Here is a 14,128-nt window from a genome sequence, read left to right as displayed (position 1 = left end):
TATAGAAATTCGCTTTTTTTCGTAGAGTAATATAATATTACGATAAATCAAAGAAAAATAACGTAATAGCGATATTTTATTAAAGCGACATACCATAATGTATAAATAGTATAAGTGATTACTGAGAAAAAAACAATAGTTTGCGAAAAATGACGAAAAGAAATCAGAGAAATGAATAAAATTGGCGACATATTTTTGTGAAACATAACTAAGGTTAAATAAAAAAATGAATAATATTGACAAATATCACCAAAACGTGGTACAACATAATTAACAAACGAAAGTTTCGGGAAGAAAAGGAGAGGATAAAATGAAAAAGAAGGTATTAACGGTTTTACTTGCTACGACAATGACAGCCGGAATGCTTGCTGGCTGCGGCAAATCTACTCCAGCAGAAAATGGTGGATCTGACAATGCTCAGAATACTGAGAATAATGCTGATGATAAAGATTCTGCTTCTGATGATAAAACTGAAGAAAAGTCAGAAGTCAGCACAGACCCAGCTACTTATAACGGTAAGGAAGTTAAAGTTTGGGTAGCTGATAATGCAGTAGATTTTACAACAAAGCAGGTTGACAGCTTTAAAACAGCATATCCTCAGTATGCAGGCGTTAATTTTACAGTTGAGCCAGTAGGAGAGGGAGATGCTGCTTCCAACATGCTTACAGATGTACAGGCTGGTGCTGATGTATTTACATTTGCTCAGGATCAGATTGCTCGTCTTGTAACAGCTGGTGCTCTTGAAGCAGTAAATCCAGACTATGAAGCTGATGTTAAGTCTGCAAATGATGAAGGTGCAATAAAGGCTTCAACAGTTGGATCTACAATTTATGCTTATCCTATTACATCTGATAACGGATATTTCCTTTACTATGATAAGAGTGTAGTAAAAGATCCTTCTGATATAGATAAGATTGTAGCTGATTGCGAAGCTGCTGGTAAGAACTTTTATTATGAAATCAATTCTGGATGGTATCAGCCATCATTCTTCTTCGGAACTGGCTGCACACTTACATATGATACAGATGATCAGGGGAACTTCACAGCTTGCAACGTTGACTATGCAAGCGAAAAAGGTGTAGTTGCATTAAAAGAAATGATTAAACTTTCTAAGTCTAAGGCTTTCCAGAATGGTTCTTCTGCAGATAAGGCTACAGACGCAGCTGCAATAGTAGACGGAACATGGGATGCTGAAGCTGTAAAGAAGATGTTTGGTGACAACTATGCTTGTGCTAAACTTCCATCTTTCACAGGCGCTGATGGAAAGACATATCAGCTTTCAGGTTTCTCTGGTTATAAGCTTCTTGGTGTAAAGCCACAGGAAGATGCAGATAAACTTCAGATTTGTGATGATCTTGCATTCTATCTCTCCTCTGAAGAAGTACAGCTTGCTCGTTATGAAGCAATTAAGTGGGGACCATCAAACTTAAAGGCTCAGGAATCTGATGCTGTAAAGTCAAACGAAGCTCTTTCAGCTCTTTCAGAGCAGCTTCTTCTTGACATTCCTCAGGGTCAGTATCCTGGTGACTATTGGTCACTTGCTACAGGTCTTGGTGATGATGTTATTACTGGAAAGCTTACAGACAAGACAAGTGATGAAGATCTTCTTAAGGCTCTTCAGAAGTTCCAGGATACATGCAATTCTTATGTAAATAAATAAATTGCAAAATAGTTAGTAATAAATCGCTGTTTTTTAAATAGCAACAAATAAAAAAGTGTACCGGCAGACGATTTTTGTCGGTACACTTTTGAGAAATTTTCGGGAGGATAAAATCCATGGCAAGTGCGGTTTCAAATCCGTCTGCTAAGAAAAAAGGCAATGCTGTTCTTACAGTATTTCAGAAGATAGGAAGTACCTTTGCTAAAGGTGATTGGAAAACAAAGATATCTTATCTTATTTTAGGATTTGGTCCGCTGCTTCGCGGTCAGATCGTAAAAGGACTTGCTTTTCTTGCAGCAGAAATAGCATTTTTATATTATATGTTCGTTCCTCAGATGGCTTTTCCAGGAAATGAAAGCTTAGAAGGAATAGGATTAGGCTATTTAACTAGAATTACTACATTAGGTAATGTTGCAACTAAAAAGGTTGGACGTAAAACAGTGTATGGTGATAACAGTTTTATGATTCTACTTTTTGGTGTTTTAACAATTATTATCGTAGTAGCGTTTTTGCTCGTTTGGTATTTGAATATATGTGAGAATGCTGAAGAGGAAAAATTAATTTCTGCAGGAAAAAAGCTTCCTACTAATAAGAAGTTTATAAGATCTTTCCTTGATGAAAACTTTGATAAGACTCTTATGACACTTCCTGTAGTTGGTGTGTTCCTTTTTACTGTCCTTCCTATTTTATTCATGATTTGTGTAGCATTTACAAATTATGACAAGAATCATCAGTCTCCGACTAATCTTTTTACATGGGTTGGATTACAGAATTTCAAAAATCTGTTCTCATTTGCAACAGATGGATTTGGTGGAACATTTGTAAGAGTATTAGGATGGACCATCCTTTGGGCTTTACTTGCAACGTTTATCGATTATTTCCTTGGTCTTGCTGTAGCTATGCTTATCAATAAAAAGGGAATAAGATTCAAAAAAATGTGGAGAACGATTTTGGTTTTAACAATCGCAGTTCCACAGTTTGTTTCATTACTTTATATATCAAAGCTTTTTGCAAACGATGGTTTGATAAATGGATTTTTATTAAGAATGCATATCATTGATGATGCAATACCATTTTGGACAGATCCAGTACTTGCAAAGATAACAATTGTAGTAATTAATATTTGGATTGGTATTCCATATCTTATGCTTATTGCTACAGGACTTTTAATGAATATTCCGGAAGATTTGTATGAGAGTGCCAAGATTGACGGAGCAAATCCGTTCCAGATGTTCTGGTACATTACACTTCCATATATGCTCTTTGTTACAGGACCGTTCTTGTTGTCACAGTTTACAGGCAATCTTAATAACTTCAACGTTATTTATCTCTTGTCTGGTGGCGGTCCACAATCTATGAAGATGGCAGGAAATGCCGGACAGACAGATCTTTTGGTAACATGGCTTTATAAGATGACAGTTAATGATACTAACTATTGTATGGCAGCAGTCATCGGTATTATGGTATTCCTTGTTACTGCAATTACATTTGGTAAGGTTTATAATATGCTTCCTTCTGTAAAAGATGAGGAGGGCTTCCAATAATGGCTAATAAAAAAGAAAAAACTGCTTCAATGGCTGCTAAAAGAAGAGCAGGTAACATTGTAGCTTACATTATATTGATACTTATGAGTATTATCTGGCTGTTTCCTTTTGTAGGAATCGTGCTTCAGAGCTTCCGTTCTTTTGATACAGAATACGGCGGAATGGTTAACTATCTTGTACCTAAACAGTTTTCACTTGATAACTACAAATTCCTGTTTTCAGGGGAGACAAACTTTCTTTTATGGTACATGAATACTATTATCATTGCATTCTTTGTATCATTGTTTCAGACTTGCGTGATTTTGTGTGTATCTTATGCACTTTCAAGAATGCGCTTTAAATGCAGAGATCTTCTTATGAGATTTTGGCTTATCCTCGGAATGTTTCCAGGATTCCTTTCGATGATTTGTCTGTACTTTTTGTTAAAACAGTTCGGACTTACTCAGGCCGGTGCAGTACCTGGACTTATCCTTGTAAGTGTTGCAAGCTCTGGTATGGGATATTATGTATGTAAAGGATATTTTGATACAATTCCGAAGGCATTGGATGAAGCAGCAAGAATTGACGGAGCTACAAGAGCACAGATTATGTTCCAGATGATAGTTCCTCTTTCTAAACCTATTATTATTTACCAGGCTCTTACAGCATTCATGGGACCATGGTGTGACTATATTTTTGCCTCTTATATTGCATTTGGTCATGATAAGAGTTACAACGTCGCCGTTGCTATGGCTCGTTGGGTTAATACAAACGATTATCAGGGATATTTCACTAGATTCTGTGCCGGTGGTGTTCTGATAGCTGTTCCGGTAACATTATTGTTTATGGCATTACAGAAGTATTATGTAGAAGGTGTTACTGGCGGAGCAGTTAAAGGTTGATATTTTTGTAAACTATAAAACTAATAAGCGGGCGGTAGCACTCAGGCTGCCGTCCTTTTTTGAAGGATTCGAATATGAAAAAGGTATATTTACTAATTATACTAGTTTTTTTGCTGTTAGGTATAGGTTTATGGGGCTTATATGAAGAAGGAATTTTTAAAGCGGATCAAGATATAGTAGATGATAACTATAGAAACTATTATGAAATATTTGTACGCTCCTTTTATGATTCAGATAATGATGGAATTGGAGATTTTAATGGTGTAGCCAAGAAACTGGACTATATTAGGGATACAGGTTTTAATGGAATTTGGCTAATGCCGATAATGCCTTCTACAACTTACCACAAATATGATGTTACAGATTATGAAGCGGTAAGTGATGAATATGGCACAATGGAGGATTTTGAAAACCTAGTAAAAAAATGTCATAAGAATAAAATTCGCATTATTATTGATATGGTATTCAATCATACATCATCAAAACATGAGTGGTTTGTTAAAGCTACTGATTATTTAAGAACAATAGGTGATGGAGAAATTGACGAGAGTAAGTGCCCGTATGCGGGTTACTATCATTTTTCTAAGAAAAAAGAAAGTGATGCATGGTATAACGTTAAAGGAACAAACTGGTATTATGAAGGAAGTTTCTGGTCAGAAATGCCTGATTTGGATGTTTCTAATGAAAATGTCAAAAAAGAGTTTGAAAAAATATCTGATTTCTGGATAAAAAAAGGAGTTGATGGATTCAGAATGGATGCAGCACTCCACTATGATGATAAGAACCAAGAAATTAATAAAAAAACGCTTAGTGATATTTATGAATATTGCAGGAAGCAAAATCCGGATTTTTATATGGTTTCAGAAGTATGGGCTGGAAAATCAGTAATTGCTTCGTATTATGAAAGTAAAACTCCGAGCATGTTCAATTTTCCGGATTCTAGTACAGAAGGTGTGATTGTAAAGGCTGCAAGAGGAAAATATGATGCATTAAAGCTTATTAAGTCCTTTGCAGAAGATGAGAAGGTATATGGAGAAGTGTATAAAGATTATATTGATGCTCCTTTTTTGACAAATCACGATCAGGTTAGAGTCGCTAATAATCTTATGTGTAACGAAGATGACTTGAAAATGGCAGCAGGAATTCTGATGACTATGGGGGGAAGTCCGTTTGTTTACTATGGCGAAGAAGTGGGAATGAAGAGCTTTGGACAAAATGATGAGAATAAAAGACTTCCTATGATTTGGTCTGACAAAGATACCAAAGGAATATGTAATCCACCCGAAAATGCAGAAAAAAATGCAAAACAATCTTTCCCTTCAGTAAAGGAACAGGAAGAAAACGTAAACTCTATCTGGAATTACTATAAAAGAGCTCTTTTTATGAGAAATACTAATCCTGAAATTGCCAGAGGCAAATTTGAAGTTTGCGAGGAACTAAGTGATAAGGATCTTGCTGTTGCATTTAAAGAGTGGAACGGAAAAAAAGTTGCTATATGCTACAACTTAAGTGATAAAGCAAAGATTCTTGACATTTCATCTCAAAAATTTGCAAACATGAAAATGAAATTTTCTCTTACACTGAATTTTGAAGATGTAGTTGACATGAGTGATAAATCAATTACACTACCTAAACAGTCAATTATTATTCTTAGATGATGGAGCAAAGAATGAAATTAAAATATAAAAACTATATTTTTGATTTGTATGGAACACTTGTTGATATTCATACTGATGAAAATGATAATGCATTTTGGAGTCAGATGACAAAAATCTATAGCGCATATGGAGCCGATTATAAGCCTGAGCAAATGCAGCAACAGTATTTTGATTTGTGTAGAGAAGAAGAACAGGAACTTTCTTTTAAAATGTGCATTAACTATCCTGAGATAAAGATTGAGACAGTTTTATCTAAGCTTTTAATAAATGCTCCAGCTCATCATGCATGCATGGAAAAAGTTGCTGCAATGCAACTTGAGGATTTAGAAAAAAGTGAATGGGTTAAAGTGATAGCAAATACGTTCAGAGCTTTATCCAGAAAAAAGTTAAAACTTTTTCCACATACGATTTCTACCCTTAAGACATTAAAAGAAAACGGAGGAAAGATTTATCTGTTATCCAACGCCCAGCATCTTTTTACTATGGCAGAATTAGAAGAAGCGGGACTTATGGATTATTTTGATGCGATTTATATATCTTCAGATGAAGGAATGCGCAAACCACAGCCTCAGTTTATGAAAAAACTTTTGCAGGAACAGGAATGTAATCCGGAAGAAAGTATAATGGTTGGAAACGATTTTCAGTCAGATATTGGAGTTTCTGCATCCTGTAAAGTCGACAGCATATTTCTTAACACAGACAAATTAAGCCTTACTGAAAGAAAGGCAAGGATGAAAAGAATCATAGATGATCATTTTGAAGGATATAGGCCTTATATAATCGAGTCAGGTGATATTAAGGAAATGCTTAGTATTGTACAGGAGTAAAAAACTATGACTTCTTGCTGAGATTTAGGATAATCATCAGCAAGAATCCTGCTTCGCAGGACAAAATTTGTCTTAACGACAAATTTTGGTCTGGTACGGTTCTTGATTTTCCTGATGAAAACAAGAACCTATAGATTTTTGTTTTTTATATTTGATAGATGAGTTTTACTGGCTTGTAATATTTCATGAGCAGAACTGTTTATAAACGTTGGTACTTATGCGCTGTTTTCTAGCGCATTACGTACCACTACGTTTATAATCAAGCGAAAGCGTGTCTGCGACGAAATATACAAACAGTAAAACGGACTATATAAAAACAATAATCTATAGGTTTTTGTTAATTGCAGCTTTTTCCATGGAAAGAACCACATGGAAGAAAAAAACAGAAGCTGCAATTCCTATGCTATCTATAAATACATCACTTATCTGTCCAGATCTTCCTGGTACAAAAGTCTGGTGAAATTCGTCAAGTGATGCGTACATTACAGATATAATAAATGCGAAGATGCAAATTTGCTTTGCCTTGAACTTGTTTACGTATAACGGAAGTATTACTGTAAGCGTGAAAACAAAATACTCTGTCATGTGCGCGCATTTTCTTAAAAGGTATTGAGTGTTATAGGTTATTTGCGCAATCTTTTCACTTGAGAATGAAAGTTTTAAAATTCTGCATACTCCACTAATAAACTCATATCCAAAACCATAGCTTAGTTCACAGGATTCATCCGCATTTTGTGCAGAAAAAGAGAAAATAATGTATGCCATACACAGCATAGGAACAAAAGACAGCAGGTTAAAAAGCTGTCTGTGATACTGGATTTTTTGTTTTAATGTGTTTATCATGAAAACTCTCCCTCTTAAAAACATAAAAATGTAATCCAATTGAAAAAATCTTTTGATAACCCAAATATTTTTAATTGAAAAATAAATAAATTCTAAAAAGCAGCTTAAACTTTTAAAATTAAACGATATTCTATTATAATACGCTTAATTTAAATTGAAAACTACCGAATAAATGTTTATAAGGTGTATATTCTGTTATCGAAGTAAGCAAAAAAAATCGAATAGTAAGTAAACTTAATGCAGGAAGCGTGCAGAAGTTAGCTGTAATACTTATATTTAGAACGTTTGTTCAAAAATGACACCTTTTGAGGGCAAATATTTGGAAATTCGTCCCATATACTTTTTTATTTGTAATTGCTATAATAGTCCGGAAGCATGGACAGGAAGGCGTAGTTATGTCAGATGTCGATTTTCATGAGAACAGTATTGAAGATATTATTAACAAGTATAAAGAACCTGTTTCTCAAATGGCAGCTTATTTGCCATGGCTATCGCAGAATATTGATCAGTCCGTTGCCAATGATTATGGCGGAGCACAGATGGAACACACTATTCCGTTTCCAGTATATGATTCTAATCTTCTATCATTTGTGAAGACTGCAATGGCAACAGGAAAAATGGATCGTAATTATGTCTATGTTTATCGCAGAAATGGGCTTGAAACTTGTAAAGATGAATTGTCTTTTATAGAGAAAGCACAGATTATGCAAATGGAAGACCTGATGGGTATTATTTCAAAGTATGTCCTGGAAGGAAATACAAAAGGAAGAGTATGGGCAGAAGGTGTTCGCAATGGTGTTATTCATGCTACAATAGTAAAGATGCGAGAGCTTATTAATTACTGGTCAGGTACTTAAAGGTTTACTTGTAACTTCGAGGGAGAAAAATGGGAGCGAAGTCTGATAGAAAGAGAAACTACATCATTGAAAAATCTCGTAATGTTTTTGCCAGAAAAGGGTTCAAAAATGTTACGATGAAAGATTTGGTTGAAGAGTGTAATATCAGCCGTGGAGGACTTTATCTCCATTTTTCCAGTACAGAACAGATTTTCATGGCGGTACTGTCTTCTTTAGTGAAGAAGGACAGTGATGCTGCTATTGAGCAGGCACTTATGGGGAATGCTTCCGCTTCTGATATGCTTGTTTTATTTTTAAATGAGCAGAAAAAAGAAATTCTTTGTCGAGATAATAACTTGGGTCTAGCTATCTACGAATATTGTGCAAGTCATTCATTAATTCCAAAGAACAATTTAATAAAGAAATCATTCGACACTTCTGTGGGAATCATAGAAGGTTTAATCGACGATGGAGTTAGGGATGGAGAATTTGTTTGCGAGGATGCTCATAGTAAAGCTGTAAGCATTTGCTATATTCTTGAGGGACTTCGCTACCTTTCTGATACAGTAGGACTTACAGAAGAAAACTTTGATAGTGAGATTAACTATATCCTTGCAGGACTTGCGCCGGTGGGGGTAGTGTCTAATTAATGAATGTTTAAGAGTGCTTTGGAAATTACCAGAGCACTTTTTTTCAGAAAATATATCAACGGGAAAGAGGAGATATAAGATGGTAAGAAGAATCTATGTAGAAAAGAAAGCGCCTTTTGCTGGGCAGGCAAAGGAACTTAGGGAGGAAATATCCGGATATCTTGGAATTTCCAGCGTAAAAGAAGTACGCGTGTTTATTCGCTATGATGTTGAAAATGTTTCAGATGAAGTTTTCGAAAAAGCATGTAAAACCGTATTTTCTGAACCACCTGTTGATATTCTTTATAGAGATGAAATTGAAGTACCAGCAAGTGCAGTTGTATTCAGTGTTCAGGCACTTCCTGGACAGTTCGATCAAAGAGCTGATTCTGCTGAGCAGTGTGTAAGATTCATTAAGGGGGACGAGCAGCCTGTAATAAAGAGTGCTGTAACTTACATGCTTATTGGTGACATTACAGAAGATGAAAAGAAAAAAATTGAAGACTATGTTGTTAACCCTGTTGATTCAGGAATTGTAGACGAGAGCGTTCCTGAAACACTTACACTTGATTATCCTGAACCAGAAGATGTTAAGATTCTTGATGGCTTTTGTGCTATGGAAGAGAATGAGTTTAGAAAACTATATGAATCTTTTGGTCTTGCAATGACATTTAAGGATTTTTTGTGGATACAGACATATTTCAAAAACGAAGAAAAACGCGATCCTTCTATGACAGAAATTCGTGTTCTCGATACATATTGGTCAGATCATTGCCGTCACACTACATTTGGAACAGAACTTAAGACTGTTAGTTTTGGTGAAGGTGATTATAAAGAGCCTATTGAAAAGGCATATCAGAATTACCTTGTAGCAAGAGATGAAATATATGCTGATGAAGCAAAGCGCAAAGAGAAGTTCATTTCTCTTATGGATCTTGCTCTTATGGGTATGAAGAAATTAAAGAAAGACGGAAAGCTCACAGATATGGAGCAGTCTGAAGAAAACAATGCTTGTACAGTAGTTGTTCCTGTTGAAGTTGATTATGGTCAGGGCAAAGTTACAGAGAACTGGCTTATTTTCTTCAAAAATGAAACACATAACCATCCTACAGAAATTGAACCATTTGGTGGTGCTGCTACATGTCTTGGTGGCGCAATCCGTGATCCGCTTTCAGGAAGAGGATATGTATATCAGGCTATGCGTGTAACTGGCGCAGCAGATCCTACAGTTCCTGTATCTGAAACACTTAAGGGTAAGCTTTCCCAGAAAAAGCTTGTAAGAGGTGCAGCACAGGGATATTCATCCTATGGAAACCAGATTGGTCTTGCTACAGGATATGTAAAAGAAGTTTACCATCCAAACTATGTAGCAAAGAGAATGGAAATCGGCGCAGTTATGGGCGCAGCACCTCAGGCTAACGTAATGCGTAAGAGTTCTGAGCCAGGAGATATCATCATTCTTTTGGGTGGAAGAACAGGCCGTGATGGTATTGGTGGTGCTACAGGTTCCTCCAAGGCACATACCAACAAGTCACTTTCCAGTTGCGGTGCAGAAGTACAAAAGGGAAATGCACCTACTGAGCGTAAGCTTCAGAGACTTTTCCGTCGTAAAGAGGTATCAGAGCTTATTAAGAAGTGTAATGACTTTGGTGCAGGCGGAGTTTCAGTTGCAATTGGTGAGCTTGCAGATGGTCTTGATATCAACCTTGATCTTGTTCCTAAAAAGTATGCCGGCCTTGACGGAACAGAGCTTGCAATCTCTGAATCTCAGGAACGTATGGCTGTAGTAGTAGATCCTAAGGATGCTGATGAATTCTTAAAGTATGCATCTGAGGAAAACCTCGAGGCTACAAAGGTAGCAGTTGTAACCAAGGAGCCACGTCTTGTACTTAAGTGGAGAGGAAAGAAAATCGTAGATATTACCAGAGCTTTCCTTGATACAAACGGAGCTCATCAGGAGACCAATGTAGAAGTTGAGATTCCTTCAAAGTCTGATAAATATTTTGATAAAGTAGCATGCGAAAAAGCTTCCAAAGAGCTTGAGAACGGTGATATCAAGAAGGCATGGATTGAAGAAATGTCAGACCTTAATGTATGCTCACAGAAAGGTCTTGTAGAAAGATTTGACTCTTCTATAGGAGCTGCTTCTGTAGAGATGCCGTATGGAGGTAAATACCAGCTTACAGAAACACAGAACATGATAGCAAAGCTTCCTGTTCTTGGTGGTGAGAGTGATACAGTTACAATGATGGCTTATGGTTATGATCCATATCTTTCTACATGGAGCCCATATCACGGAGCTGTATATGCAGTAACAGAGTCAGTTGCAAGAATAGTAGCAGGTGGCGGTAAAGTAGATAATCTCCACTTCACATTCCAAGAGTATTTCAAGAGAATGACTGAAGATCCAAAGAGATGGAGTCAGCCTCTTACAGCACTTCTTGGCGCATTTGATGCACAGCTTGGCTTTGGCAAGGCATCAATTGGTGGAAAAGATTCCATGTCAGGTTCATTTAATGAGATAAATGTTCCACCAACATTGGTTTCTTTTGCTGTAGATATTGCTAAGCTTAGCGACGTAGTAACACCTGAACTTAAAGAGTCAGGAGATGTACTTGTAGAGTTCGCTATTGAAAAAGATGAATATGACCTTCCAGTATATGACAAGGTAATTGAATTATATGACAGGATTCATGAACTTATGAATGAAGGCGTTATCAGGGCAGCATACGCAGAAGACAGCTATGGACTTGCAGCAGCTGTATGTAAGATGGCATTTGGTAACAAAAAAGGTGTAAGATTCGATGAGTCCATATCCGCAAAAGAAATATTTGCAAATGGTATTGCAAATATTGTTGCAGAAGTTGCAGTAAAAGATGTTGAGAAGGTTCTTGGTGTTAAGAACTGCAGAGTAGTAGCAACCATAACAGATGAAAACGAATTTACAGTAGAAAATGTAACTGTATCCGGTGAAGAGCTTCTTTGTAGCTGGACTAAGAAATTAGATAAGGTATTCCCTGCAAAGGTTTGCGATGATGATACAAAGGTTGATACAAAGCTTTATGATGCAAAGGGTGATATCTATATCTGCAAGAATAAGGTGGCAAAGCCAAGAGTATTTATACCGGTATTCCCTGGTACAAACTGTGAATACGATAGTGCTGCAGCATTTGAGAGAGCAGGTGCAGTAGCAGATATCCATGTATTCAAGAACCAGAATGCAAATGATATAAGAGACAGTATTGAAGAGTTTGAAAAAGCAATTTCAAATGCTCAGATTATCATGTTCCCAGGTGGATTCTCAGCTGGTGATGAACCTGATGGATCTGCGAAGTTCTTTGCAACAGCTTTCCAGCAGGCAAAGATTAAAGAGGCAGTTGAAAAGCTTCTTAATGAAAGAGATGGTCTTGTTCTTGGTATCTGTAATGGATTCCAGGCTATCATAAAGCTTGGACTTGTACCAAACGGCAAGATTACAGGTCAGACACCTGACAGCCCGACACTTACTTTCAATACAATCGGAAGACATATTTCCAAGATGGCTTATCTGAAAGTTGTCAGCAATAAGTCTCCATGGCTTATGGGTGCAGAACTTGGAAAAGTTTATACAAATCCTGCTTCACATGGAGAAGGAAGATTTGTTGCAAATGATGATGTACTTGACAAGCTCTTTGAAAATGGACAGGTTGCATTCCAGTACTGTGATGTTGATGGTAATGTTACAATGAATGATGAGTGGAATATTAATGGTTCATATAGAGCAGTTGAAGGTATTACTTCATTTGACGGACGTTGTCTTGGTAAGATGTGCCATAGTGAACGTCGCGGAAATGGTGTTGCAGTCAATATCTATGGCGAGCAGGATTTGAAACTCTTTGAATCTGGTGTTCGTTACTTTGAATAATCATAGAGTCCGTTACTTTAATAATTTACAAAAAGTTAGCGGTAATTGGAATTCTACGCGGCTTATCAGGCATACCTGGCTAGGTAAGCCGCAACATTTAAATTAAATTTACGGAAGGAACAGTGAGATGAAAAAAGCCTTTTTGATCCTTGAAGATGGAACAGTTTTCAAAGGAAAATCAATCGGAGCAGAAAAGGAAGTTATAAGCGAAATAGTTTTTAACACAACCATGGCTGGATATACAGAGGTTTTCACAGATCCCTCTTATGCCGGTCAGGCTGTCTGCATGACATATCCTTTGATTGGTAACTATGGAGTGTGCCTTGATGATATGGAATCAGAACGAATTTGGCTCGACGGAGTTATTGTCAGAGAGGTTTCAGAGGTTGCATCTAATTTCAGATGTGACATGACATTGCAGCAGTTCCTTGAAAAATATGAAATTCCTGGAATTGAGGGAATCGACACACGAAGATTAACAAGACTTCTTCGTGAAAAAGGTACTATGAACGGAATGATTACTACTAACGAGAATTATAGCCTTGAAGATGTTATTCCAAAGCTCAAGGCATATACAACCGGCAAGGTAGTAGAGAAGGTTTCCTGCAAGGAAAAATACTTTGTAAAAGGTGTAGATAATCTTTCTGAAAACGGACCGATTTCAGGAAGTGCAGTTTTTAATGCAGAAAATTATGAAGCTTCATTAAAAGGTGATACTTCAAAGAGAGAAAAGAAGCCAAGCCTTGTAAGAGAATTAAACGGTAAAGGATTAAAGGTTGCTTTGCTGGATGTAGGAGCAAAGTACAATATAGCGAATCTTCTTGCAGCAAGAGGATGTGATGTAACAGTATATCCTTGCCATACAAGTGCAGAGGAGATTCTTGCATCAAATCCTGATGGAATCATGCTTTCGAATGGTCCTGGAGACCCGAAGGAATGTACACAGATTATTGCGGAAGTTAAGAAGCTCTATGACAGTAACGTTCCGATTTTTGCTATCTGTCTTGGTCATCAGCTTATGGCACTTGCAACAGGTGCAGATACCTACAAGCTCAAATATGGCCATAGAGGTGGAAATCATCCTGTAAAAGATCTTGAGAACAATAGAGTTTACATTTCTTCTCAGAACCATGGTTATGTAGTTGATACTGACAAATTGGATGAGAAGGTTGCAGTTCCTGCTTTTGTTAATGTAAATGACGGAACAAATGAAGGACTTAAATATGTTGGAAAAAACATATTCACAGTTCAGTTCCATCCTGAAGCAAGTGCAGGCCCGCAGGATAGTGGATACTTGTTTGACCGCTTCATTAACATGATGCGTACACGTTAATAAATCTGGATAC

At 36.7% G+C, this 14,128-nt stretch carries 10 protein-coding genes; 9 read left to right on the top strand and 1 reads right to left on the bottom strand.

The genetic code is table 11. The features are described from left to right. The first annotated feature begins 310 nt into the window (after window positions 1-310). The 5 genes from G634_RS0105265 (at window position 311) to G634_RS18110 (ending at window position 6,570) form a co-directional block, all read left to right on the top strand. Window positions 311-1,660 (top strand): extracellular solute-binding protein, encoded by a 1,350-nt coding sequence (locus G634_RS0105265; RefSeq protein WP_026504406.1) that lies wholly within the window; start codon window positions 311-313, stop codon window positions 1,658-1,660. 116 nt (window positions 1,661-1,776) lie between these two features. Continuing rightward, window positions 1,777-3,204 (top strand): carbohydrate ABC transporter permease, encoded by a 1,428-nt coding sequence (locus tag G634_RS0105260; RefSeq protein ID WP_026504405.1) that lies wholly within the window; start codon window positions 1,777-1,779, stop codon window positions 3,202-3,204. Further along, window positions 3,204-4,085 carry a sugar ABC transporter permease gene (locus G634_RS0105255; protein ID WP_051233702.1) on the top strand — a complete coding sequence of 294 codons (882 nt, stop codon included), beginning with the start codon at window positions 3,204-3,206 and terminating at the stop codon, window positions 4,083-4,085. Before G634_RS0105260 ends, G634_RS0105255 begins: the two co-directional genes overlap by 1 nt. 74 nt (window positions 4,086-4,159) lie before the next feature. Continuing rightward, on the top strand, window positions 4,160-5,743 hold the full coding sequence (locus tag G634_RS18115) for an alpha-amylase family glycosyl hydrolase (protein ID WP_051233701.1): 1,584 nt from the start codon (window positions 4,160-4,162) through the stop codon (window positions 5,741-5,743). 11 nt (window positions 5,744-5,754) lie between these two features. After that, on the top strand, window positions 5,755-6,570 hold the full coding sequence (locus G634_RS18110) for an HAD family hydrolase (RefSeq protein WP_051233700.1): 816 nt from the start codon (window positions 5,755-5,757) through the stop codon (window positions 6,568-6,570). Window positions 6,571-6,894: 324 nt separating this feature from the next. On the opposite strand, the gene G634_RS18105 is transcribed toward G634_RS18110, so the two are convergent. Continuing rightward, window positions 6,895-7,413, bottom strand: a complete 519-nt coding sequence (locus G634_RS18105; protein ID WP_051233699.1) for a VanZ family protein — start codon at window positions 7,411-7,413, stop codon at window positions 6,895-6,897. 395 nt (window positions 7,414-7,808) lie between these two features. On the opposite strand from G634_RS18105, the gene G634_RS18100 reads away from it, so the two are divergent. The 4 genes from G634_RS18100 (at window position 7,809) to G634_RS0105220 (ending at window position 14,115) form a co-directional block, all read left to right on the top strand. Further along, window positions 7,809-8,270 (top strand): hypothetical protein, encoded by a 462-nt coding sequence (locus tag G634_RS18100; RefSeq protein WP_035799025.1) that lies wholly within the window; start codon window positions 7,809-7,811, stop codon window positions 8,268-8,270. Window positions 8,271-8,299: 29 nt separating this feature from the next. Then, window positions 8,300-8,899: a TetR/AcrR family transcriptional regulator gene (locus G634_RS0105230; protein ID WP_026504403.1), complete on the top strand. Its 600-nt coding sequence runs from the start codon at window positions 8,300-8,302 to the stop codon at window positions 8,897-8,899. A 79-nt stretch (window positions 8,900-8,978) separates the two neighbouring features. Then, on the top strand, window positions 8,979-12,782 hold the full coding sequence (locus tag G634_RS0105225; RefSeq protein ID WP_035799022.1) for a phosphoribosylformylglycinamidine synthase: 3,804 nt from the start codon (window positions 8,979-8,981) through the stop codon (window positions 12,780-12,782). A 127-nt stretch (window positions 12,783-12,909) separates the two neighbouring features. Continuing rightward, on the top strand, window positions 12,910-14,115 hold the full coding sequence (locus G634_RS0105220; protein ID WP_026504401.1) for a carbamoyl phosphate synthase small subunit: 1,206 nt from the start codon (window positions 12,910-12,912) through the stop codon (window positions 14,113-14,115). The last annotated feature ends 13 nt before the right edge of the window (window positions 14,116-14,128 follow it).

It is taken from the genome of Butyrivibrio sp. NC3005 (assembly GCF_000424545.1).
Taxonomy (GTDB): Bacteria; Bacillota; Clostridia; order Lachnospirales; family Lachnospiraceae; genus Butyrivibrio.
The sequence above is the reverse complement of the archived record's forward strand: the minus strand, read 5'-3'. Positions and strand labels throughout refer to the sequence as shown.

Coding starts and splice junctions, on each gene's coding strand:
- G634_RS0105265 (WP_026504406.1), top strand. CDS start 311: ATGAAAAAGAAGGTATTAACGGTTTTACTTGCTACGACAATGACAGCC.
- G634_RS0105260 (WP_026504405.1), top strand. CDS start 1,777: ATGGCAAGTGCGGTTTCAAATCCGTCTGCTAAGAAAAAAGGCAATGCT.
- G634_RS0105255 (WP_051233702.1), top strand. CDS start 3,204: ATGGCTAATAAAAAAGAAAAAACTGCTTCAATGGCTGCTAAAAGAAGA.
- G634_RS18115 (WP_051233701.1), top strand. CDS start 4,160: ATGAAAAAGGTATATTTACTAATTATACTAGTTTTTTTGCTGTTAGGT.
- G634_RS18110 (WP_051233700.1), top strand. CDS start 5,755: ATGAAATTAAAATATAAAAACTATATTTTTGATTTGTATGGAACACTT.
- G634_RS18105 (WP_051233699.1), bottom strand. CDS start 7,413: ATGATAAACACATTAAAACAAAAAATCCAGTATCACAGACAGCTTTTT.
- G634_RS18100 (WP_035799025.1), top strand. CDS start 7,809: ATGTCAGATGTCGATTTTCATGAGAACAGTATTGAAGATATTATTAAC.
- G634_RS0105230 (WP_026504403.1), top strand. CDS start 8,300: ATGGGAGCGAAGTCTGATAGAAAGAGAAACTACATCATTGAAAAATCT.
- G634_RS0105225 (WP_035799022.1), top strand. CDS start 8,979: ATGGTAAGAAGAATCTATGTAGAAAAGAAAGCGCCTTTTGCTGGGCAG.
- G634_RS0105220 (WP_026504401.1), top strand. CDS start 12,910: ATGAAAAAAGCCTTTTTGATCCTTGAAGATGGAACAGTTTTCAAAGGA.